Genomic DNA, 20,855 nt, shown 5'->3' on the forward strand with positions numbered 1-20,855 from the left:
CGGCAGGTCAGATCAGAAATTCTGCCAGCGTCTCGTCCCCCGTGATGTCGCGCCAGGTGAACCCGGCCTCATCCATCCGGCGCATCAGCTGCGGGAACTGGGCGGCGTCCTTCGTCTCGATCCCGATGAGGACCGAGCCGAAGTTGCGCGCCGATTTCTTCAGGTACTCGAATCGCGCGATGTCGTCGTCGGGCCCCAGCATGAACAGGAATTCCCGCAGCGCCCCGGGCCGCTGCGGCATCCGCAGGATGAAGTACTTCTTCAGTCCCTGATACCGCTGGGCGCGCTCCTTCACCTCGGGCAACCGCTCGAAGTCGAAATTCCCGCCCGAGGTCACGCACACCACGCGCCTGCCCCGAATCACCTCGGCAAGGTCGGGCAGCACGTCCACCGAAAGGGCGCCGGCCGGTTCCAGCACGATCCCCTCGACATTCAGCATGGCCAGCATGGTGACGCAGATCCGGTCCTCGGGCGCCAGCAGGACATCCCGCGCGGCGACCCAATCGAGCATCGCGTAGGTGCTGGCACCCAGCCGCGCCACGGCGGCGCCATCGACAAAGCTGTTGACGCGCGGCAGCGTGACCGGGCCGCCCGCCGCAAGGGCTGCCGTCAGGCTGGCACCGCCCAGCGGTTCGACAAAGCGGAACGCGGTGGCAGGCGAGACCGCGCGCAGATAGCCGGTCACCCCCGATGCAAGGCCACCGCCGCCCACCGGCAGGATCACCAGATCGGGGGGGCCGCCCAGCTGGTCCACCATCTCGACACCGACACTGGCCTGTCCCTCGATCACGTCGGGGTCATCGAAGGGTGACAGGAAATGCGCACCTTCATCGCGGCAGAACGCCTGCGCGGCGGTCAGCGTCTGGTCGAAGTAGTCGCCGGTCAGGCGAATGGTGACGGCCTCGCCGCCGAATATCCGCGTCTTGTCGATCTTCTGCTGCGGCGTGGTCACCGGCATGAAGATGGTGCCGCGCACCCCGAAATGGCGGCAGGCATAGGCCACACCCTGCGCATGGTTGCCGGCACTTGCCGCCACAAAATGCCCCAGTCCCGGCACGCGCTTGCGCATCGCGTTGAAGGCGCCACGCAGCTTGTAGCTGCGCACCGGCGACAGGTCCTCGCGCTTCAGCCAGATGTCGGCGCCGAAGCGGTCCGACAGGTGATCGTTGCGCTGCAGCGGCGTGGGCTCGAACAGGGCACGCAGGGCGGTCGTCGCGGCACGGGCAGAGGCGGCGAAATCGGTCATCGACGGCCCCCGGTCATGCCGCCATCCGGCCTGCCCTCCGACCACGCATGCAACGCCGGGATGCGCGGCGCCACCCCGAAACTGCCGAGGATGTCACGCACTGCCGCCATCACGATCGCCCGCGTCAACCGCATCGCACCTTCCCGCCCGCCATGCCCGCGGAAGCCCTCCGCTGCATTCTTGCCCTTGCCGCACCTTCCCTGTAACGCGCAGGCAATACAAGGTCAGGGGAGCCCGTCATGTCCGCACCGAAGAAAGTCGTTCTCGCCTATTCCGGGGGTCTCGACACCTCGATCATCCTGAAATGGCTCCAGACCGAATACGGCTGCGAGGTGATCACCTTCACCGCCGACCTGGGCCAGGGCGAGGAACTGGAACCTGCGCGGGCCAAGGCGCTGCTGCTCGGCATCAAGCCCGAGAACATCCACATCGTCGACGTGCGCGAGGAGTTCGTGCGCGACTTCGTGTTCCCGATGTTCCGCGCGAACGCGCTGTATGAAGGGCTGTATCTTCTCGGAACCTCGATTGCCCGGCCGCTGATCGCGCAGCATCTCGTCCGCATCGCGCATGAGACGGGGGCCGACGCCGTGGCCCATGGTGCGACCGGCAAGGGCAATGACCAGGTGCGGTTCGAGCTGTCCACTGCGGCACTGGACCCCGCCATCCGCGTGATCGCGCCCTGGCGCGAATGGAACCTGTCCAGCCGCACCAGCCTGCTGGCCTTTGCCGAGGCGAACCAGATCCCGATCGCCAAGGACAAGCGGGGCGAGGCTCCGTTCTCGGTCGATGCGAACCTTCTGCACACGTCGTCAGAGGGCAAGGTGCTGGAGGATCCCGCGCAGGAAGCGCCCGATTATGTCTGCCAGCGCGTCATCCGGCCCGAGGACGCACCCGATGCGCCCGAGATGGTCGAGATCACATTTGAGCGCGGCGATGCCGTGGCCGTGAACGGCGAGGCGCTGTCACCCGCGGCGCTTCTGACACGGCTGAACGAGCTGGGTGCGAAACACGGGGTGGGCGTGCTCGATCTGGTCGAGAACCGCTTCGTCGGCATGAAGTCGCGCGGGATCTACGAAACGCCCGGCGGCACGATCCTGCTCGAAGCGCATCGCGGCATCGAACAGATCACGCTGGATGCGGGCGCCGGGCACCTGAAGGATTCGATCATGCCGCGCTATGCGGAACTGATCTACAACGGCTTCTGGTTCAGCCCCGAACGCGAGATGCTGCAGGCCCTGATCGACAAGAGCCAGGAGCATGTGACCGGCACGGTGCGCGTCAAGCTGTACAAGGGGTCGGCGCGGACGGTGGCACGGTGGTCGCGGCATTCGCTCTACAGCGAAAAGCACGTGACCTTCGAAGAGGACGCGGGCGCCTACGACCAGAAGGACGCGGCCGGCTTCATCCGGCTCAACGCCCTGCGCCTGCGGTTGATCGCGGCCCGGAACGCGCGTGTGAAGGGCTAGGCGGCACGCCCGGCCAGCGGCCGGAAACCGATTGACGCCACGGCGCGGTTGCGTCGTGGCCTCCGCCGCGCCATGCCTCGGTCGACCGAGGAGGCCTGCCATGACCCTGCACGACATCGCCGAACGCATCACCCGCAAGCTGGCCAGCAACCCCTTCGAGGGCTCGCTGAAGTTCGATTGCGGCGACGGGCGGGTGATCGTGCTGGCCGATGGCGGCGCCACGACCGAGGATCGCCCGGCCGACTGCACCCTGCGGCTTTCCGAGGAGAACCTCGTCAAGCTGCTGACAGGCAAGTTGAACCCGATGATCGCCATGGCGACCGGCAAGCTCAAGCTGTCGGGCGACGCCACCGTCGCGATGCGCATGGCACGGCTGATAGGTTGATCGCGCGGGCGGTGCCGCAGCCCTGGCACCGCCCGCACAGGGTCAGTTCGGAAGCATGATGAGGCCCGCGGCAACGCCGGCCTGAAGCTCGTCGGGGTTCACCTCGCCGTCGCCGTCCGCATCGATGGCGGCGAACCCCTCGTCGGTCAGGTCCGGCACGACGGCCCGCAGTTCCTCGGCCGACCAGGTGCCGTTGCCGTCCGGATCGGGGGGAAGTGTCACCGCCTGTGCCATCAGCGGACCGATGGCGAGCGCCGACAGCGTCGCCGCAAGGGTAAGCGTCCGGGTGATCATTTCGGGTCTCCTCAGTTTGCCGCAGGCTGTGTCGCCTGCCCGATCCACATAGATCGGCGCAGGAAAGATTCCTACCTGCCGCGCGGATATCACCCAGACAGGCGCCCGAACCTGCCGATCGCATGAATGAAATGGAACATTATTCCGCCTACGCGCTTGCGGCATCCTTTTTCCGCCGCTGGCCGCCCGCCACCTCGGCACCTTTCAGCGCAGCCACTGCCGTTTCCCCATCCTGAACGATCCACGACATTTCCCTGCCATCGTCGCTTCATCGCCGTCATCCTGCCTGATTTGACGGGCAGAACACTGGCAACTGCTGCACGCTGCTGCCTGGGGACGACAATGGACCGACTGACAGAAATGGAAGCCTTCGCCACCGTGGTGGACCAGGGCGGCTTTACCGACGCGGCCAAGAAGATGGGCATCTCCAAGTCTGCCGTGTCCAAACATGTATCCGCGCTCGAGGCGCGACTGGGCGCGCGGCTTCTGAACCGCACGACGCGGCGCGTGTCACCCACCGAGATCGGGCTGGCCTACTACGACCGCGCCCGCCGCGTCCTGAACGACGCGGGCGAGGCAGACGCGCTTGTCACCTCGATGCAGTCCGCACCGTCGGGCCTTCTGCGGCTGTCGGTGGCCACGGATTTCGGGGTTAACCTGCTGTCGCCGATCCTCGGGGATTTCCTGCTGGAGTACCCCGACATCACCGTCAACATGGTCCTGAACAACCGCTATGTGGAACTGATCAGCGAGGGCTTCGACCTGGCAATCCGGGTGGGTGAGCTGGAGGATTCGTCGCTGCGCGCCCGCAAGCTGACCGAGACCGCCAAGCGGATGATTGCTTCGCCCGCCTATTTCCAGAAGTTCGGCCGTCCGATGAAGATCGACGACCTGAACGACCACAAGCTTCTGCACTATTCGAACCAGGCAAACGGCAACGTCTGGCGCATCCCCACCCCCTCCGGGGAAAAGCGGCAGGTGCGCACGGCCGGATGGCTGACGGTGAACGACGGGCAGTCGCTGCTGAATGCCGCGGTGTCGGGTCTGGGGATCGCCTACCTGCCGTCGTTCCTCTACGCCGAGGCGATGCGCGCGGGCCAGGTGGAAGAGGCGATTCCCGGCCTTCCGGTCGAGATTCTGGGGATCTATGCGGTCTATCCCCCGGGCAGGTTCACCCAGCCCAAGGTGCGTGCCTTCATCGACTTCCTGGCGCGGCGCTTCTCGGACAAGGGGCCGGACAGCTGGTGATGCCCGGCCCTTCGGGGCCTGTCAGCCCTTCTTCAGGCAGCGGTTGCCCAGAACCTCGGCAATCTGCACGGCATTCAGGGCCGCGCCCTTGCGCAGGTTGTCGCTGACACACCAAAGGCTGATCCCGTTGTCGATCGTGCTGTCCTGCCGGACGCGCGACACATAGGTGGCATAGTCGCCCACGCATTCGATGGGCGTCACGTAGCCACCCGGCTCGCGCTTGTCGACCAGCATGATGCCCGGCGCCTCGCGCAGGATGTCCTGCGCCTCCTGCCAGTCGAGGAACTCCTCGAACTCGATGTTGATCGCCTCGCTGTGGCCCACGAACACCGGCACCCGCACGCAGGTCGCGGTGACCTTGATCCTGGGATCGAGGATCTTCTTCGTCTCGGCGACCATCTTCCATTCTTCCTTGGTGAACCCGTCATCAAGAAAGACGTCGATCTGCGGGATGACGTTGAAGGCGATCTGCTTCTGGAACTTCTTGGGCGGCACGTCGTCGGTCGGGTTGTAGATGGCCTTGGTCTGGTTCCACAGCTCGTCCATCCCCTCCTTCCCGGCGCCAGAGACGGATTGGTAGGTCGAAACCACCACCCGCTTGATCCGCGCCCGGTCATGCAGCGGCTTCAGCGCCACCACCATCTGCGCGGTCGAGCAGTTGGGGTTCGCGATGATCATCCGGTTCTTGTAGCCGTCCACCGCCTCGGCATTGACCTCGGGCACCACCAGCGGGATCGCCGGGTCGTAGCGGTAGAGCGACGAGTTGTCGATCACCACGCAGCCCGATGCCGCTGCCTTGGGCGCATAGATCTTGGTGGCATCCGACCCGATGGCGAACAGCGCGATGTCCCAGCCGGCGAAATCGAACGTGTCAAGATCCTTCGTCTTCAACGTCTTGTCGCCAAAGCTGACCTCGGTTCCCAGCGACCTGCGCGAGGCAAGCGCCACGATCTCGTCCACGGGAAATTCCCGCTCGGCGAGGATGTTCAGCATTTCGCGGCCCACGTTCCCGGTGGCGCCCGCGACGACGACACGATAGCCCATTTCGGCCTCCTAGGTGTGACGCGCCCCCTTAGCCCATGCGAAACGCGGGGGAAAGGGTCAGTCGGTGCGGTCGGGCGCGAGCAGATAGGGCACAAGGCCCGCCACCAGCACCAGCCCGAAGGCCAGGAACAGCGCGGCATAGGGCGCCTGGGCCGGATCGGGCGGAATTGCGGCATGCAGGCGGCCGGTCGCGAACTGCGCGATCCCGACGCTGCCAAGGGCAAAGAGGTTCAGGAAACTGACCCCCCGCCCCACCAGATGCGGCGGAAAGAACGCCCGCCCATGGGCCATGACCATCGGGAAGGACGCCCCGAAGAACCCGACCGCCATCAGCAGGATGGCGCCCGTCCACCAGTCCGGGGGCAGCGCCCACAGCGCGAACAGGCAGGCGGCAGTGACGGCGTTTCCGCCGAATATCAGCCACTTGCGCGTTCCGAGCATGCGATCCAGCGGGCCATAGGCAAAATTCCCCGCCACCATGGCCAGCCCCATGAACAGCGTGACCTGCCCGATGCCCGCGGCGTCCGCCCCGAACACGTCGCCATACCATGGCCCCACCCACAGCCCCCGCAACCCGGCCGCGGGCAGGTAGTTGACGGCGGCAATGGGCAGGATCAGCCACAGCGCCGGAATCCGCAGGATGTCGCGCAGCGAGCCCTGCGCCGCGCCGTTGGCCTGCGGCGGGTCGCACAGGACCGCCGCCACCAGCGCGGCGACCGCCAGTGTCACCGCCCCGAGCGCCGCCATCGCGCCGCGCCAGCCCATCGCCTCGACCGCAAGTGCCAGCGGCAGCGAGGCCGCGATATTGCCGAGCGATCCCACCCCGATCGTGGCCCCGGCCAGCGTCCCGAAGATCGCAGCGGGGTAAGTTCTTGCAAACACGTAGTAACTCGCCATGAGAACGGGTGAGCATCCGATCCCGATCAGCGCCATGGCCAGGTTGACATGCATCACCGAACCGGCCGCCGCCATCAGGAACGCCCCGCCCGCGCCGCCCGCCGCCAGGAGCGCCGCCGCGGTCCGGCGGGGGCCCACGCGGTCCAACGCCCATCCGACGGGAAGCTGCATCGCGGCGAAGGCGAGGAACCAGACGCCCGACGCCCCCGCCAGATCCTCGGCCGTGGCGCCGAGGTCCGCGGTCAGCGCCGGGGCCATCACGGCGAGAAACGCCCGGTAGAACTGCGACAGGACATAGGCCGCGACGAGCGCGGCGATGCCCGCGATCATGCGGGAACCGCGGCCGGGCGGTGTTCGCGGACCGGCAGGTGGACGATGGCCGAGAACGCGCCAACCGCCACGCCAACCCACCACACCAGCGTGTAATCCCCTGTCATGTCATACATTTTTCCGCCCAGCCAGACACCCAGAAAGCCGCCAAGCTGGTGGCTGAAGAACACCAGGCCGTAGAGCGTGCCCATATAGCGCAGGCCCCAGATATGCGCGACAAGACCCGACGTCAGCGGCACCGTGGCCAGCCAGAGCGACCCCATCGCCGCCGAGAAGATCAGCACCGAAGCCGGGGTCATCGGCATCAGGATGAACACCGCCGCGACCACCGTGCGCGCCGTGTAAATGCCTGCCAGCAAATACTTTTTGGTGTAGGTCTTGCCCAGATACCCGGCCAGGATCGTGCCGCCGATGTTGGCCATGCCGATCACCGCGATGGACAGGGCGCCGACCGCCGATGTGGTCGAGATGCCAAGGCCCGCCAGCATTCCGCCGGGGTCGGGCACGGCGCAGCGTTCCGTGACGAAGGCGGGAAAATGCGCGGTGATGAAGGCAAGCTGATAGCCGCAGGAGAAAAATCCAAGGAAAATCAATGTATAGGACGGATCGCGCAGGGCCCGGACCAGCACCTGGCCCAGGCTTTCCTGCAGTTCCGCCTTCGAGGCCGGGGCGGGCGAGCGCATCAGGGGCAAGAGCATCAGCGAGGCCAGGATGACGGCCGCAAAGACCAGGAACACTGACTGCCATGGCATTGATTGCAATAGAAATTCTGCCGTAGGTGCGCCGATCACCTGGCCTGCGGAACCGGCGGCGGTGGCCAGGCCCAGGGTCATCGACCGGTGTTCCGGTGCCGCGGCGCGGCCGACCACCGCCAGGATCACCCCGAATCCGGTTCCGGCGATGCCGAATCCTACAAGGATTTCAAGAAGTTGATGCTGCCCCGGGGTGACGGCGAACGAGCTGAGCACCAGGCCCGCGGCATACATCAGCGCGCCGGCGACGATGGCGCGGCGGTCACCGAAGCGTTCGGCCAGCGCCCCGAAGATCGGCTGCCCGATCCCCCAGGCGAGATTCTGGATCGCGATCGCCAGCGAAAAGTCAGACCGCAACCAGTTGAATTCGCTCGCAATCGGGATCTGGAACACACCGAAGCTGGCGCGGATCGCAAAGCCCAGCATCAGGATCACGCTGCCCGCGATCAGGACTGGGGTGAACAGGGGGGCTTTGGTCATGGCATCCTCCGGGCGCGGCGCGGAAGGTGGACCCGGGCGCGGGCGGCGTCAAATGCGGAATTGTGACGGGTGAAATAAGCGTCCGGCATCCGTACCGCGCGCGTCTGGCAGGCGTATGGCATCTGTACCGACACCTGTACCGACAGGCCGCGCGCGCCGGTGGTCAGAGCGGTTCGCGCAGGACCCCGGCAGGCGGAATGCCGATGCCGCCATGGGCGACCGGTTCGGGCCCATGGTTGAACCAGAACCGGTGGCGCCCGTCGCTGCGGGTGCGCAGCGCGGGCGGCAGGTCCATCACCGGCAGCGCAACCTCGGCACAGGTCGCGCGCAAGATGCGGTGCAGCGCCGCGTCATCCGGCCAGCCGGCCAGATAGCGCAGGCGGTCGCCGACCAGGGCGGGCCAGCCATCGGCGGTTTTCTCGATCACCGGGGCGCCTTCGACCTTCTCGCGCCAGTGGTGGAAGGCCCCGCCGCGCGCCAGCGGCACGGGCAGGTCGGGTGGCAGGCTTTCCACCCGGGCCACCGTGCAGTCGAGGCCCGGGATCGCGGGCGGCAGGGGCACGGGGATCGCAAGGTGTTCGGTGCAGGCGTTGCTGCGCGGCCCCAGCATCGCGATGCCGTCATGCGCCGCCAGCGCCGCGCGGAGCGGCGCCGACAGCGTGGCCAGCGCCGGAACCAGCACCAGCCTGCGGCCCGCGAGGCTGGCGGTGTCGGGGGGCAGGATGTCGATGTTCAGGCCAAGACGCCGCAGCGCACGGTAGATCGAAAAGACCAGCCCGAAATAGTCGAACCCCGCGCCCTGCGGCAGCGCCTGCCACGCCCAGGCCGAGGCATAGTCGAAGACGATCGCCACCGGCGCGGGGGGCGGCGCGGGAACCTCGGGCGCGTCGGCCAGTTCGCGCGCGACCTTGCCCGCCTCGTGCCGGGCGGGGGCGGGGGCATCGTCGGGGCGCAACAGGCCCGCGTGATGCTGTTCCTGGCCGAAGGGCAACTGGCGCCAGCGGAACCAGCACACCGTCTCGGCGCCGTGGGCAAAGGCCTCCCACGCCCAGAGGCGGACCATGCCCGGCAGCGGGTCGGGGTTGTGCGGCGCCCAGTTCACCGGGCCGGGCTGCTGTTCCATCACCCACCACCGGCCCCGACCGACCGACCGGTAGAGATCGTGGTGAAACGCCTGATAGTCGGGGTCACCCTGCCGGGCGAACATCCGTTTGTGTTCGGCATCCGCCGGAACGCGGTCGGACAGGAAACCCAGCGGATAGCTGTCCCATCCGGCGATGTCGAGATCGGCACCGGTGGCGTAATGGTCGAAATCGGTGATGCCGCCCATGTAGTTGTGGGCGACCGGCGCGGACGAATGGCGGCGGATCGCGGCGACCTGGGCGCGGCTGAACGCCGCCACCCGGTCCGAGGCGAAGCGCCGGAAATCCAGCCAGTGCGCCGGGTTGGACTGGGTCACGGCCTGGTTCGGCAGGCCGATGTCGTCAAAGCCGCGATAGTCCATCGACCAGAACACATTGCCCCAGGCCTGGTTGAGCGCCTGCACCGACCCGTAGCGCAGCGCCAGCCAGTCGCGGAACGCGCTGCGCGCCGCGTCCGACCAGGACAGCGTGGTGTCATGGCAGCCGTATTCGTTGTCGACCTGCCAGGCCGCGACATGGGGGTTGCCACCGTAGCGTTCAGCCAGGATCGTGACGATCCGTTCACATTCGGCCAGATAGCCCGGATGGCTGAAATCATAGTGGCGGCGGCTGCCGAACCCCCTCTGGCGCCCGTCGCGGTCCACTGGCAGCATGTCGGGATGCCGGTCGAGCATCCAGCGCGGCGGCGCGGCGGTGGGCGTGCCCAGAACCACCTTCAGGCCGTGGTCGCCCAGCGTGGCGATGGCGCGGTCGAGCCAGCCGAGTTCCAGACGCCCGGGTTCCGGCTCGATCCGTGACCAGGCGAATTCGCCGATCCGCACCCGGGACAGGCCGACGCGGCGCATCCGCGCGGCATCGGCGGCCCACATGCCTTCGGGCCAGTGCTCGGGGTAATAGCAGACGCCCAGCGACCGCTTCACAGCAGGACCCGGTGTTCCGGCAGGCCACGGGCGACGTTGGTCGCGGCAAAGGTGGCGCCCGCGTCGGGATGGGCGGCGCGGGCGGCGGCGGACATGCCCTGAAGCGCGGTGGTGCAATAGAGCGTGGTGCCCCCGAAGGCCGGGCAGGAGGTGTGCGGGGCATCGAAGGCGACGGTCGACAGGCGCGCGCCGTCGGGGCCATAGGCCGCCACCCGCGCCGCGCCCCATTCGGCCAGCCAGAACCGGCCGTCGGCATCGAACACCGCGCCATCGGGGTTCAGCCCCTCGGCCGTCAGGTCCAGGAACACCTCGGGCGTACCCTGGGGCCAACCCTCGGCATCCAGCGCGACGCGCCAGACCTTGCCGCGCGCGGTGTCGGCAAAGGTTGCGGTGCGGCCGTCGGGGGCGAAGGCGATGGCGTTCGAGATGCTGATGTCGGGATAGAGCCGCCGCAGCGTGCCGCGGTGCCAGCGCCAGATCGCGCCCAGCCCGGGCTCGGCCGCCTTGCCCATCGTGCCGATCCAGAATCCGCCCTGCGGGTCGGCGCGCCCGTCGTTCGACCGCGTGGCCGGATTGCCCGCGTCGAGCGGGCACAGGTGCACGCGCATGCCGCTTTCGATATCGAACTGGAACAGTTCACGCTCGGAGGCGATGAGCAGGCCGTCCGGCCCGGTCCATCCGGCGGCCGAGACCATGTCGGGAAAGTGCCATTCCTGCGCCTCCTCGCCCTTGCGGGTCAGCAGGCGGCGCCCGGTGATGTCGAACCAGAACAGCTGTTCGCGGCGCGGGTGCCACAGCGGGCCCTCGCCCAGCGTGCAGGCTCTTGCGTCAAAGATCATGCTGCCTCCCATGCCGCCACCAGCGCGCGGGCGCGGGTGCCGACCTCGTCCGCCGTCATGCCGGGTGTGTAGAGCGCGGTGCCGATGCCCGCGCCATCGGCGCCCGCGCGGCGCCATTCGGCAAAGTTCGCAGCCCCGGCGCCGCCCACCGCATAGACCGGCAGCCCCGGCGGCAGCACGGCGCGCAGCGCGCGCAGGCCGTCCGGCCCGATCAGGCTGGCGGGAAACAGCTTCAGCCCCGTCGCCCCGGCCGCGATGGCGGCGAAGCATTCGGTCGGCGTCATGGCACCGGGCCAGCTTTCCATGCCCCGGGCGCGGGTTGCGGCGATCACGGCGGGGTCGGTGTTGGGCGACACCACCAGCGTGCCCCCGGCATCGGCCACCTCGGCCACCTCGGCCGTGGTCAGCACGGTCCCCGCGCCGATCTGCGTCCCCGGGAAGGCCCGGACCATGGCGGCGATCGACGTCATCGGATGGGGCGAGTTCAGCGGCACCTCGATGCGGGTGATGCCCGCACCGATCAGGGCGCGGCCGATCGGCAGCGCCTCGGGCGGGGTCAGGCCGCGCAGGATGGCAATCAGGGGGCGATGCGTCATGGCCAGGTCCTTGCAGGGGTTCGGGCGGCGGCAAGACCGGCCAGCGTGGCCTGACGCACCGGCAGGCGGCGCGGCGCGTTGCCCTGCGCCGCCAGCGCGCGGGCATAGAGCGCCGCGAGCCGGTCATCGCCCAGGATCACCACGGGCTGACCCAGCCACCAGGGGCGCGATGCCGCAAGGTCAAGCCCGATCAGCAGTCCCGACAGCCGCGCCCGCGCCACCGCCGGGTCAAGCCCGGACAGCAGCGCCTCGGCCCTAAGGCCGAACAGCCGCGCGGTCACGCGACCCGGATGCGCCATGGCGTCGGCCAGCGCCGCGTCGAAGGCCGCATCGGTCTGGTCGGCCGTCGCGTCACCGGCGCCGCCAAGGCTGTGGCGCAGCACCGACTGGCCCGACAGCAGCGCGAACAGTTCCCCCGTCATCACGGTCTGGAAGCTGACCACCTCGGCCGCCGAGACATGGGCCCATTTGTTGTGCGTGCCGGGCAGGCAGAACACGCCGTCGAATCCGGGCAGCAGGGACAGCGCCCCGGCGATCTGGGTTTCCTCGCCCCGCATCACATCGGGCGGCGCGGCCTGCATCAGCCCCGGCACCAGCGTCACCCGCAGGCGGGCGTCGCGCACCGGAACGGCGACCAGCGCGTCGGGGTCAAGCGGGGCGCAGGGCACCGCGCGATAGGGTGCCTCGTGCCAGCCCTGGCGGCTGCCTGCCATGCCGCAGAGCCGCACATCGACCGGCCCGTCGCCCAGCCAGGGCGCGACCAGGCGCAGCAGCGCCGGTTCGAAGCCATCGGGCGCAAGGCCGCCCATGCCGTCGGCGCTGGCGGCCTCGTCCAGCACGGTGCTGCCCTGCATCGCCCAGACGCGCAGGTGCGACGTGCCCCAGTCCACCGCCAGCCATTCGGGGCCGGTTCCTGCCTGCCCCGTCATCCGGTCACCACCACGCCACCGTCGATCACCATGCATTGCCCGGTCATCATGCGGGATGCGCGGCTGGCCAGGAACAGGCATCCCCCGGCCACATCGTCGGGCGCCAGGCTTTCGGGGATGCACTGGCGTTTCAGGAATCCGGCCACCGCGTCGGGCGTGGCCCAGAGCCGCCGCTGTTTCTCGGTCAGCACCCAGCCCGGGGCCAGCGCGTTGACCCGCACCCCCCTTGGCCCGAATTCGCGGGCGAGGCTGCGGGTCATGCCGGTGATCGCGGCATTGGCGGCCATGTAGGGCAGATAGCCGGTATCGGCCATCATGTAGCTGATCGAGGAAAAGTTCACGATCGCCCCGCCGCCCGCCGCGATCATGCCCGGAATCACCGCCTGCGCCGCAAAGAAATAGGCCCGCAGGTTCACCGCCTGGCTGGCGTCCCACTGCTCGGGCGTGATCGACAGCGTCTCCATCCGCAGGTCGTCGGCGGCGTTGTTGACCAGCACGGTGACCGGCCCGTGGGCCGCGGCCGCGCGGTCGAGCGTCGCGCGCAGGGCCGCGGTGTCGGTGATGTCGCAGGCAATCCCCAGCGGGCGGCTTCCGGTGGCCGCCGCCATGGCATCGCAGAAGGCTGCCGGATCGCTGCGCTGACAGAACGCCACCCGCGCCCCCTGGCGCAGGAACGCCTCGGTCAGGGCCGCGCCGATTCCCGACCCGCCGCCGGTCACGAAGACCGAGGCGCCGCGAAGGTCGGGAAAGACGGGAAGGTCCTGCATGGCGCTGCATCCGGTCGCAAGGGTCGGGGCTGCAACATGGATAGGTCAAGCCATCCGAAAGGGCTAGGGGTCCGCCGCCATGCAGTCCCGCGATCAGGCCCGGTGATAGGGCGACCCGGCGAGGATCGTCGCCGCGCGATACAGTTGTTCCGCCAGCATCACCCGCACCAGCATGTGCGGCCAGACCATCGCGCCGAAGGACAGCACCAGATCGGCGCGGACGCGCAGCGCGGGGTCAAGCCCGTCGGCCCCGCCGATCAGCAGCGCGGCATCGCCGCGCCCGGCATCGCGCCAGCCCGCCAGCAGCGCCGCGAATTCGGGGCTGGCCATGGTGCGGCCGCGTTCGTCCAGCGCCACCACCGCCGCGCCGGGCGGAACCGCGCGGGCCAGCAGCGCGCCCTCGGCCGCCATGCCGCCGCCCCGCCGGTCCTCGACCTCGTGCAGGGTGGCGGGGCCAAGGCCCAGCGCGCGCCCGGTCTTGCCGAAGCGGTCGAGATAGTCGTCAAGCAATGTCCGCTCGGGCCCGGGGCGCAACCGCCCCACCGCGCAGATATGCACCCGCATCAGGCGCGCTGCGGCCTTTGCAGCGCGGCCGGCAGCCACATCTTCTCAAGCTGGTAGAACTCGCGGACCTCGGGGCGGAAGACATGCACGATGACATCGCCGGTGTCGATCAGCACCCAGTCCCCGGCCTCCTTGCCTTCCATCTTGGACAGGATGCCGAATCCCTGTTTCAGCCGGTCGGCCAGCTTTTCCGCGATGGCCGCCACCTGCCGCGACGAGCGGCCCTGGCAGATCACCATGTAGTCGGCCATGTCGGACCGGCCCCGCAGGTCGATCTGCACGACATCCTCGGCCTTGTCGTCGTCGAGCGAGGCCATCACGGCGGCAAGGACCTGTTCGGACGTATGCTCTGCGGTCATGGTCACGCGGGTGGCGCGGGGTCCGACCGGAAGCCCGGTCGACGGATCTGAATGCGACAGGACATCGTCCTCCAATGGTCGGCGCCGCTTTGTCCCCGGCGCCCGGTCAGGCCTGAGCCTATCACCTGCACCGGCCGACCTCAACCATGGGTGGCGACCGCCTTGCCCTGCGGGGGATTCGCGCGTATCACGCGGGCATGATCCGCTTCTTCGACATGGCCGACCATGCCCGCCTGCCCTGGCGCTTCGTCCGCGAGGGTCGGTCGGTGCTCGCGCGACTTCGCTGAGCTGCCGTTGCGGGTTCGCCCGCCTGCCTGCCATTCACAGCCATTCCTGACGGGAACCGAGCCATGACCGCTCCGAAAACGCTCTATGACAAGATCTGGGACGCCCATGTGGTGCACGAGTCCGATGACGGCACCTGCCTGCTGTATATCGACCGCCACCTGGTGCATGAGGTGACCAGCCCGCAGGCCTTCGAGGGCCTGCGGATGACCGGCCGCAAGGTGCGCGCGCCGGAAAAGACCATCGCGGTGCCCGACCACAACGTGCCCACCACGGCCGGCCGCGACACGGTGATCGAGAACGAGGAAAGCCGCATCCAGGTCGAGGCGCTGGACAGGAACGCGCGTGACTTCGGCATCCACTATTACCCGGTGTCGGACATCCGGCAGGGCATCGTGCATATCGTCGGCCCCGAACAGGGCTGGACGCTGCCGGGGATGACGGTGGTCTGCGGCGACAGCCACACCGCGACCCACGGCGCCTTCGGCGCGCTGGCGCATGGCATCGGCACGTCCGAGGTGGAGCATGTTCTGGCCACCCAGACGCTGATCCAGAAGAAATCGAAGAACATGAAGGTCGAGATCACCGGGTCGCTGCGCCCCGGCGTCACCGCCAAGGACATCACCCTGTCCGTGATCGGCCATACCGGCACGGCGGGCGGCACCGGCCATGTGATCGAATACTGCGGCCATGCGATCCGCGAGCTTTCCATCGAGGGCCGCATGACCGTCTGCAACATGGCGATCGAGGGCGGCGCGCGGGCGGGCCTGATCGCGCCGGACGAAAAGACCTATGCCTATGTGATGGGGCGCCCCCACGCGCCCAAGGGCGCCAAGTGGGAGGCCGCGCTGGCCTGGTGGAAAACCCTCTTTACCGACGAGGGCGCGCATTTCGACAAGGTGGTGACGATCCGGGCCGAGGATATCGCCCCGGTCGTGACCTGGGGCACCAGCCCCGAGGACGTGCTGCCGATCACCGGCACCGTGCCCGCGCCCGAGGACTTCACCGGCGGCAAGGTCGAGGCGGTGAAGCGCAGCCTTGACTACATGGGCCTGAAACCCGGCCAGAAGCTCAGCGAGATCGCGATCGACACCGTCTTCATCGGCTCCTGCACGAATGGCCGGATCGAGGACCTGCGCGCCGCCGCCGCGATCCTGAAGGGCAGGAAGATCGCCGTGAAGCGCGCGATGGTCGTTCCCGGCTCGGGCCTCGTGCGCGCCCAGGCCGAGGAAGAGGGGCTGGCGCAGATCTTCATCGACGCGGGCTTCGAATGGCGTCTGGCGGGCTGCTCGATGTGCCTTGCGATGAACCCCGACCAGCTGTCGCCCGGCGAGCGCTGCGCGGCCACGTCGAACCGCAACTTCGAGGGCCGCCAGGGCCGCGGCGGCCGCACCCACCTGCTGAGCCCCGCCATGGCGGCGGCGGCCGCAATCACCGGGCGGCTGACGGACGTAAGGGAAATGATGTAGCAAGTTCCAAGGATAGGAATCATGGTATTCCACTTCTTGCGCCGTTTCTTGACGAAACAACATGTGAATCGTCATTCCTCAGAGCTCATGGGCTCTGAGGAAGATTCATTGCCCGCATGCTTTCAGTGTCTGACGCCTATTCATAAGGACGCGATTTGGTGCCCGGCATGTCACAGCGCAGCAACGCCGACAGGGTATTGGATCAAAACCCTGACACCGCTTGCTGGTGTTGCGGCACTAGGCTTTGGGGCCCTGGGCCTAGTTTGGTCTGACGGGGATCTAAGAAGTGTCACGGTGAATGCCGCGTATGTTAAAACTCGGAATGAACTTCCAATAGTCGAAGTCAGCTTGCTGAATGATGGATTGCGACCATTGGGTTTGCGAGATGCATTCTCAATCTATGCAACGAAGGTAAGCGAAAATCATGTTCAAACATATGAGTTTGACCTGCGAACACCAATCTCAAATGTCGTACTTTCGGTAGAAGAAGAAGACTCGTTTGAAATTTTCATCCCAGAAAGTCGAAATGAGATAAGGTACGTGAACAAACCAAAGACCTTCTGGACGAGGCTGTGGAACGAAGAACAAGACCAGTGCGTCTTGAGCATTGCCGAGAACGCACAAGACCGTGACTCGGATCGCGAAACCGTGGTTCTTGATAGCCCAGACTGCGCAATCCTGCTTCAGCACATGTCAGAAATGACGGGAGAATAAAACCATGGACAAATTCACCACCCTGACCGGCATCGCGGCGCCCATGCCCTTGGTCAACATCGACACCGACATGATCATCCCCAAGCAGTTCCTGAAGACCATCCAGCGGTCGGGCCTGGGCAAGAACCTGTTCGACGAGATGCGCTATGCCCAGGACGGCACCGAGAACCCCGATTTCGTGCTGAACCAGCCGCAATACCGGCAGGCCGAGATCATCGTGGCGGGCGACAACTTCGGCTGCGGGTCGTCGCGCGAACACGCGCCCTGGGCGCTCCTGGATTTTGGCATCCGCTGCGTGATCTCGACCAGCTTTGCCGACATCTTCTACCAGAACTGCTTCAAGAACGGCATCCTGCCGGTGATCCTGCCGAAAGAGGCGGTGGACCACCTGATGGACGACGCGACGAAGGGGGCGAATGCCCGCATCACCGTGGACCTTGAGGCCCAGACCGTCACGGCCGCCGATGGCACGACCTTCGCCTTCGACGTCGACCCGTTCAAGAAGCACTGCATGATGAACGGCCTCGATGACATCGGCCTGACGATGGAAAAGGGCGCGGCGATCGACGCCTACGAGGCACGGGCCGCCACCCTGATGCCCTGGGCCTGACGGCCGCCGACCTGTCAACATCTTGTGCCGCGCTCGCCCGAACGGCGGGCGCGGCCCGTTTTTTCCCGCAGGATTGATGCAACTTCGCGACACATTCACCGCGAAACCGCCACAAATCCAAGGCTTTGTTTCCGGGACTGTTGCGACCGTTCCGGAAAGAAGGCAACAATTGGGCAAGATTGAGGCAGCCCGCCACAAATGGCGGATCAACATCGGAACAACGGGGCGGCTACGCATCGTCCCCGGTCCGGGCGAGGAATGGGTGGCGATGCTGAGCCAGGTGGCAGGCGCAGCCGTGCGGGCAATTCTGGTCATGGTGCTGATCGCCATGCCCTCGGTGCTGCTGCCCGGCACCGGGGCCGATGGTCGGCAGATGGCCGCGCTGGTCGCGGTGATCGCGGGCGCGCTGACCTTCATCGAGTATTCCGCGTCCTACCCCGTCCTGGTCGAGTTCCGCGATGCCCCGCCCTACAACCGCATCCGCTACGGCATGCTGTTCGCCATGGTCTTCGTGCTGTCGCTGGCGCTGCGCGATTCCGGCACCGCATCGACGCTGGGCGCGCTGCTGGGGGTGATCGCGCAGCTTTGCGGCCTGGCGCTCGATTTCCCCTACAGCCCGGTCCGGCTGGTCACCATCCTGCTGTCGCACGGTGCCCCGCCCGAGGTGGCGCCGATGGTGCGCGCCGCCGCCGGGGCGGCCTACATGATCGCGCTTCTGTCGCTGGTGGCCTTTGTCGCGGTGCTGCGGCTGAACGCCTGGCCTTTCGGCAAGGGGGCGTTCAACGTCTGGGTCAACCTGCCCACCTTCGACCCCACGGCGGGCGGCGACGTCGTGGCGCGGCTGGAACGCGACGCCCGCATCAACCTGGCGCTCGGGTTCCTGCTGCCCTTCGTGATCCCCGCCGTGGTCAAGGCCGGGGGCATGGGCCTTGGCGCCATCGACATGTCCGCACCGCAAACCCTTGTCTGGATGATCGCCGCATGGGCCTTCCTGCCTGCCTCGCTGTTCATGCGCGGCATCGCCATGGCGCGCGTCGCCGCGATGATCCGCGAGCGGCGGCGCCAGGGCGTGTCGCCCACCGCGCCCGGCTACGTCGCGGCCTGATCGCCGCGCTGGCGGCGCTGGCGCTGGCCGCCGGACCGGCGGCGGCCGAAACCCTGCGCATCGCCGCCTATCACACCGAGATGTCCCGCAAGGGCCCCGGCCTGCTTCTGCACGAACTGACGACCGGCCGCAGCCCGGCCACCGAAGCTGCCATCGCGGCCATCGCGGCCACCGGTGCCGATGCGATCCTGCTGCTCGACGTCGACTTCGACCCCCGGCTGGTCACGCTGGCGGCGCTGGCCGACCGCCTGGCCGGGGCGGGTGCCCCCTACCCCCATCGCTTCGCCCTGCCGCCGAACCGGGGCGTGCCCACCGGGCTTGATCTGGACGGCAACGGCCGCACCGGCGAGCCCGGCGACGCGCAGGGGTTTGGCGCCTATGCCGGACAGGGCGGCATGGCGATCCTGTCGCGCCTGCCGGTCGCGGCGGACGAGGTGCGCGACTGGACCGGTTTTCTCTGGGCCGACCTGCCCGGCGCCGCGCTGCCCGAGGGCATGACACCCGAGGCCCGCGCCATGCAGCGCCTGGCCACCACCAGGTTCTGGGAGGTTCCGCTGGTGCGTCCCGACGGCGGGCGGCTGCGCCTGCTGGCGTTTCACGCGGCACCGCCCGCCTTCGATCGGCGCAACCGCGCCCGCAACCATGACGAAACGGCGTTCTGGCTGCGCCTTCTCGACGGTGCGCTGCCCTTCGCGCCGCCACCGCCGCCGTTCGTGATCCTCGGCAATGCCAATGCCGATCCGCTTGATGGCGACGGCGACAAGGACGCCATCCGCGCCCTGCTGGCCCATCCCGCCCTGCAAGACCCCGCGCCCCTGGGCACCTCCGGCCGGTCCGAGCCCGACCACGCGGGCGACACCGCGCAGGACACCGCGGACTTTGGCCGCGCCCGCGGCTATCCGGGCGCCCTGCGTGTCACCTATGTCCTGCCCTCGGCCGACCTGCGGGTGACCGCGGCAGGCGTGCTCTGGCCGCCCGGGGGCGACCCCCTGGCCGAAACGCTTGCCACGGCAGGGCGTCACCGGCCGGTCTGGGTCGAACTGGGCCGGGACCAGGCCGGGCGACGGTCGGCGCGGGATGCCGGGACAATGCGCATGGGCTCACCCGGCCCGGAAATGAACGAACGGTAAATCCGCGCGCGCAAGCCGCTGGAATCATTGAACCGGATTCCTGTCCCACGATGGGACGCCCCGCCGCCGCTTGACCCCGCCGCCGCGGCCCGCTACGCCGCGTCCGTCCCCCAGTCAGGAGCCCGCCATGGCCAATCCCTCCCTCCTCATCCTCGCCGGCGACGGCATCGGCCCCGAAGTCATGGCCGAGGTGAAGAAGATCATCGGCTGGATGGGTGCCCGGCGCGGCATCACCTTCGATGTCGAGGAAGGCCTGGTCGGCGGTTGCGCCTACGATGCCCATGGCACGCCCCTGACCGACGCGACGATGGCCCGCGCTCAGGCGGTGGACGCGGTGCTGCTGGGCGCGGTGGGCGGGCCGAAGTACGACACGCTCGACTTCAGCGTGAAGCCCGAGCGGGGCCTGCTGCGCCTGCGCAAGGAGATGGACCTCTATTCCAACCTCCGCCCGGCCCAGTGCTTCGACGCGCTGGCGGATTTCTCGTCCCTGAAGAAAGAGGTGGTGGCGGGCCTCGACATCGTGATCATCCGCGAACTGACCAGTGGCGTCTATTTCGGCGAGCCGCGTGGCATCTTCGTCGAAGGCAACGAGCGGGTCGGCATCAACACCCAGCGATACACCGAATCCGAGATCGCCCGCGTGGCGCGTTCGGCCTTCGAACTGGCGCGGCGGCGGTCGAACAAGGTCTGCTCGATGGAGAAGGCCAACGTGATGGAATCGGGCATCCTGTGGCGCGAGGTGGTGCAGGAGATCCATGACAAGGAATACCCCGACGTCCAGTTGTCGCACATGTATGCCGACGCGGGCGCCATGCAGCTGACACGCTGGCCCAAGCAGTTCGACGTCATCGTCACCGACAACCTGTTCGGCGACGTGCTGTCGGACCTGGCCGCGATGCTGACCGGCAGCCTGGGCATGCTGCCCTCGGCCAGCCTCGGGGCGCCGATGGCGAACGGCCGTCCGAAGGCCCTGTACGAACCCGTCCACGGATCGGCCCCCGACATCGCCGGCCAGGGCAAGGCAAACCCGATCGCCTGCATCCTCAGCTTTGCGATGGCGCTGCGCTATTCGTTCGACATGGGGGCCGAGGCGGAGCGGGTCGAGAAGGCGGTGGAAAAGGTGCTGGCCGACGGCCTGCGCACCGCCGACCTGATGGGCCCGGCGGACGGCGTTCCGGTGTCGACCATCCAGATGGGCGACGCGATCGTCGCGGCCCTTGACGCGAGCCTCTGACAGGCCGCGCCGCGTCCGCCGTCCGGGTTGAGCACCGGCGGCGTTTCTGG

General features: G+C 68.1%; 21 protein-coding genes and 1 pseudogene. 10 read left to right on the forward strand and 12 right to left on the reverse strand.

Features of this window, described 5'->3' with window-relative positions; translation table 11 throughout:
- Window positions 1-7 precede the first annotated feature (7 nt).
- Window positions 8-1,246, reverse strand: a complete 1,239-nt coding sequence (ilvA, locus tag KF887_00635) for a threonine ammonia-lyase IlvA (GenBank protein QYK41686.1) — start codon at window positions 1,244-1,246, stop codon at window positions 8-10.
- Window positions 1,247-1,485: 239 nt separating this feature from the next.
- Between ilvA and KF887_00640 the strand changes: the two genes are divergently transcribed.
- Together KF887_00640 and KF887_00645 are read left to right on the forward strand one after the other, a co-directional pair.
- Complete coding sequence (locus KF887_00640; protein ID QYK41687.1) at window positions 1,486-2,712, forward strand: argininosuccinate synthase; 1,227 nt, start codon at window positions 1,486-1,488, stop codon at window positions 2,710-2,712.
- Window positions 2,713-2,812: 100 nt separating this feature from the next.
- A complete protein-coding gene (locus KF887_00645) occupies window positions 2,813-3,097 on the forward strand; it encodes an SCP2 sterol-binding domain-containing protein (protein ID QYK41688.1) in 285 nt (94 codons plus the stop codon).
- Between the two features lie 42 nt (window positions 3,098-3,139).
- Here the strand turns inward: KF887_00645 and KF887_00650 are convergent, their stop codons facing one another.
- Window positions 3,140-3,391, reverse strand: a complete 252-nt coding sequence (locus KF887_00650; GenBank protein ID QYK41689.1) for an EF-hand domain-containing protein — start codon at window positions 3,389-3,391, stop codon at window positions 3,140-3,142.
- Window positions 3,392-3,733: 342 nt separating this feature from the next.
- Here KF887_00650 and KF887_00655 point away from each other — a divergent pair, with 342 nt between their 5' ends.
- On the forward strand, window positions 3,734-4,639 hold the full coding sequence (locus tag KF887_00655; protein ID QYK41690.1) for a LysR family transcriptional regulator: 906 nt from the start codon (window positions 3,734-3,736) through the stop codon (window positions 4,637-4,639).
- 21 nt (window positions 4,640-4,660) lie between these two features.
- On the opposite strand, the gene KF887_00660 is transcribed toward KF887_00655, so the two are convergent.
- The 10 genes from KF887_00660 to rsfS all read right to left on the reverse strand — a co-directional run bounded on the left by KF887_00660 (window position 4,661) and on the right by rsfS (window position 14,258).
- Window positions 4,661-5,683 (reverse strand): aspartate-semialdehyde dehydrogenase, encoded by a 1,023-nt coding sequence (locus KF887_00660; GenBank protein ID QYK41691.1) that lies wholly within the window; start codon window positions 5,681-5,683, stop codon window positions 4,661-4,663.
- Between the two features lie 57 nt (window positions 5,684-5,740).
- The gene (locus KF887_00665) at window positions 5,741-6,910 is read right to left on the reverse strand and encodes an MFS transporter (GenBank protein ID QYK41692.1); all 1,170 of its coding nucleotides are present in this window, start codon (window positions 6,908-6,910) and stop codon (window positions 5,741-5,743) included.
- Entirely contained in the window at window positions 6,907-8,142 is a 1,236-nt protein-coding gene (locus KF887_00670) for an MFS transporter (GenBank protein QYK41693.1), read from the reverse strand. The genes KF887_00665 and KF887_00670 overlap by 4 nt, the downstream gene beginning before the upstream one ends.
- Before the next feature lie 163 nt (window positions 8,143-8,305).
- The gene (locus tag KF887_00675) at window positions 8,306-10,204 is read right to left on the reverse strand and encodes a beta-galactosidase (GenBank protein ID QYK41694.1); all 1,899 of its coding nucleotides are present in this window, start codon (window positions 10,202-10,204) and stop codon (window positions 8,306-8,308) included.
- Complete coding sequence (locus tag KF887_00680; GenBank protein QYK41695.1) at window positions 10,201-11,043, reverse strand: SMP-30/gluconolactonase/LRE family protein; 843 nt, start codon at window positions 11,041-11,043, stop codon at window positions 10,201-10,203. Before KF887_00680 ends, KF887_00675 begins: the two co-directional genes overlap by 4 nt.
- Complete coding sequence (locus tag KF887_00685; protein QYK41696.1) at window positions 11,040-11,639, reverse strand: 2-dehydro-3-deoxy-6-phosphogalactonate aldolase; 600 nt, start codon at window positions 11,637-11,639, stop codon at window positions 11,040-11,042. Before KF887_00685 ends, KF887_00680 begins: the two co-directional genes overlap by 4 nt.
- Complete coding sequence (locus tag KF887_00690) at window positions 11,636-12,568, reverse strand: 2-dehydro-3-deoxygalactonokinase (protein QYK41697.1); 933 nt, start codon at window positions 12,566-12,568, stop codon at window positions 11,636-11,638. The genes KF887_00685 and KF887_00690 overlap by 4 nt, the downstream gene beginning before the upstream one ends.
- Entirely contained in the window at window positions 12,565-13,335 is a 771-nt protein-coding gene (locus tag KF887_00695; GenBank protein ID QYK41698.1) for an SDR family oxidoreductase, read from the reverse strand. Before KF887_00695 ends, KF887_00690 begins: the two co-directional genes overlap by 4 nt.
- A 93-nt stretch (window positions 13,336-13,428) precedes the next feature.
- Window positions 13,429-13,899, reverse strand: coding sequence for a 23S rRNA (pseudouridine(1915)-N(3))-methyltransferase RlmH (rlmH, locus tag KF887_00700; protein QYK41699.1), 471 nt, complete (start codon window positions 13,897-13,899; stop codon window positions 13,429-13,431).
- Window positions 13,899-14,258 (reverse strand): ribosome silencing factor, encoded by a 360-nt coding sequence (gene rsfS, locus KF887_00705; GenBank protein ID QYK41700.1) that lies wholly within the window; start codon window positions 14,256-14,258, stop codon window positions 13,899-13,901. The genes rlmH and rsfS overlap by 1 nt, the downstream gene beginning before the upstream one ends.
- Before the next feature lie 146 nt (window positions 14,259-14,404).
- Here rsfS and KF887_00710 point away from each other — a divergent pair, with 146 nt between their 5' ends.
- The 7 genes and pseudogenes from KF887_00710 to leuB all read left to right on the forward strand — a co-directional run bounded on the left by KF887_00710 (window position 14,405) and on the right by leuB (window position 20,805).
- Complete coding sequence (locus tag KF887_00710; protein ID QYK41701.1) at window positions 14,405-14,545, forward strand: hypothetical protein; 141 nt, start codon at window positions 14,405-14,407, stop codon at window positions 14,543-14,545.
- A gap of 63 nt (window positions 14,546-14,608) precedes the next feature.
- Window positions 14,609-16,012: a 3-isopropylmalate dehydratase large subunit gene (leuC, locus tag KF887_00715; GenBank protein QYK41702.1), complete on the forward strand. Its 1,404-nt coding sequence runs from the start codon at window positions 14,609-14,611 to the stop codon at window positions 16,010-16,012.
- Between the two features lie 21 nt (window positions 16,013-16,033).
- Entirely contained in the window at window positions 16,034-16,726 is a 693-nt protein-coding gene (locus KF887_00720; GenBank protein QYK41703.1) for a hypothetical protein, read from the forward strand.
- 4 nt (window positions 16,727-16,730) lie between these two features.
- On the forward strand, window positions 16,731-17,336 hold the full coding sequence (leuD, locus tag KF887_00725) for a 3-isopropylmalate dehydratase small subunit (protein ID QYK41704.1): 606 nt from the start codon (window positions 16,731-16,733) through the stop codon (window positions 17,334-17,336).
- Window positions 17,337-17,604: 268 nt separating this feature from the next.
- A pseudogene (locus tag KF887_00730) lies at window positions 17,605-18,399 on the forward strand (hypothetical protein).
- Window positions 18,318-19,571, forward strand: coding sequence for an endonuclease/exonuclease/phosphatase family protein (locus KF887_00735; GenBank protein QYK41705.1), 1,254 nt, complete (start codon window positions 18,318-18,320; stop codon window positions 19,569-19,571). The pseudogene KF887_00730 and the gene KF887_00735 overlap by 82 nt, the downstream one beginning before the upstream one ends.
- Window positions 19,572-19,698: 127 nt before the next feature.
- Window positions 19,699-20,805 carry a 3-isopropylmalate dehydrogenase gene (gene leuB / locus KF887_00740; GenBank protein ID QYK41706.1) on the forward strand — a complete coding sequence of 369 codons (1,107 nt, stop codon included), beginning with the start codon at window positions 19,699-19,701 and terminating at the stop codon, window positions 20,803-20,805.
- Window positions 20,806-20,855: the final 50 nt, after the last annotated feature.

The organism is Paracoccaceae bacterium, assembly GCA_019454225.1.
In the GTDB taxonomy this organism is placed as follows: Bacteria; Pseudomonadota; Alphaproteobacteria; order Rhodobacterales; family Rhodobacteraceae.

What these genes read in the sequence shown, in the direction of transcription:
- ilvA (QYK41686.1), bottom strand. Translation starts at nt 1,246, where the DNA reads ATGACCGATTTCGCCGCCTCTGCCCGTGCCGCGACGACCGCCCTGCGT.
- KF887_00640 (QYK41687.1), top strand. Translation starts at nt 1,486, where the DNA reads ATGTCCGCACCGAAGAAAGTCGTTCTCGCCTATTCCGGGGGTCTCGAC.
- KF887_00645 (QYK41688.1), top strand. Translation starts at nt 2,813, where the DNA reads ATGACCCTGCACGACATCGCCGAACGCATCACCCGCAAGCTGGCCAGC.
- KF887_00650 (QYK41689.1), bottom strand. Translation starts at nt 3,391, where the DNA reads ATGATCACCCGGACGCTTACCCTTGCGGCGACGCTGTCGGCGCTCGCC.
- KF887_00655 (QYK41690.1), top strand. Translation starts at nt 3,734, where the DNA reads ATGGACCGACTGACAGAAATGGAAGCCTTCGCCACCGTGGTGGACCAG.
- KF887_00660 (QYK41691.1), bottom strand. Translation starts at nt 5,683, where the DNA reads ATGGGCTATCGTGTCGTCGTCGCGGGCGCCACCGGGAACGTGGGCCGC.
- KF887_00665 (QYK41692.1), bottom strand. Translation starts at nt 6,910, where the DNA reads ATGATCGCGGGCATCGCCGCGCTCGTCGCGGCCTATGTCCTGTCGCAG.
- KF887_00670 (QYK41693.1), bottom strand. Translation starts at nt 8,142, where the DNA reads ATGACCAAAGCCCCCCTGTTCACCCCAGTCCTGATCGCGGGCAGCGTG.
- KF887_00680 (QYK41695.1), bottom strand. Translation starts at nt 11,043, where the DNA reads ATGATCTTTGACGCAAGAGCCTGCACGCTGGGCGAGGGCCCGCTGTGG.
- KF887_00685 (QYK41696.1), bottom strand. Translation starts at nt 11,639, where the DNA reads ATGACGCATCGCCCCCTGATTGCCATCCTGCGCGGCCTGACCCCGCCC.
- KF887_00690 (QYK41697.1), bottom strand. Translation starts at nt 12,568, where the DNA reads ATGACGGGGCAGGCAGGAACCGGCCCCGAATGGCTGGCGGTGGACTGG.
- KF887_00695 (QYK41698.1), bottom strand. Translation starts at nt 13,335, where the DNA reads ATGCAGGACCTTCCCGTCTTTCCCGACCTTCGCGGCGCCTCGGTCTTC.
- rlmH (QYK41699.1), bottom strand. Translation starts at nt 13,899, where the DNA reads ATGCGGGTGCATATCTGCGCGGTGGGGCGGTTGCGCCCCGGGCCCGAG.
- rsfS (QYK41700.1), bottom strand. Translation starts at nt 14,258, where the DNA reads ATGACCGCAGAGCATACGTCCGAACAGGTCCTTGCCGCCGTGATGGCC.
- KF887_00710 (QYK41701.1), top strand. Translation starts at nt 14,405, where the DNA reads ATGGGTGGCGACCGCCTTGCCCTGCGGGGGATTCGCGCGTATCACGCG.
- leuC (QYK41702.1), top strand. Translation starts at nt 14,609, where the DNA reads ATGACCGCTCCGAAAACGCTCTATGACAAGATCTGGGACGCCCATGTG.
- KF887_00720 (QYK41703.1), top strand. Translation starts at nt 16,034, where the DNA reads ATGGTATTCCACTTCTTGCGCCGTTTCTTGACGAAACAACATGTGAAT.
- leuD (QYK41704.1), top strand. Translation starts at nt 16,731, where the DNA reads ATGGACAAATTCACCACCCTGACCGGCATCGCGGCGCCCATGCCCTTG.
- KF887_00735 (QYK41705.1), top strand. Translation starts at nt 18,318, where the DNA reads ATGGGCCTTCCTGCCTGCCTCGCTGTTCATGCGCGGCATCGCCATGGC.
- leuB (QYK41706.1), top strand. Translation starts at nt 19,699, where the DNA reads ATGGCCAATCCCTCCCTCCTCATCCTCGCCGGCGACGGCATCGGCCCC.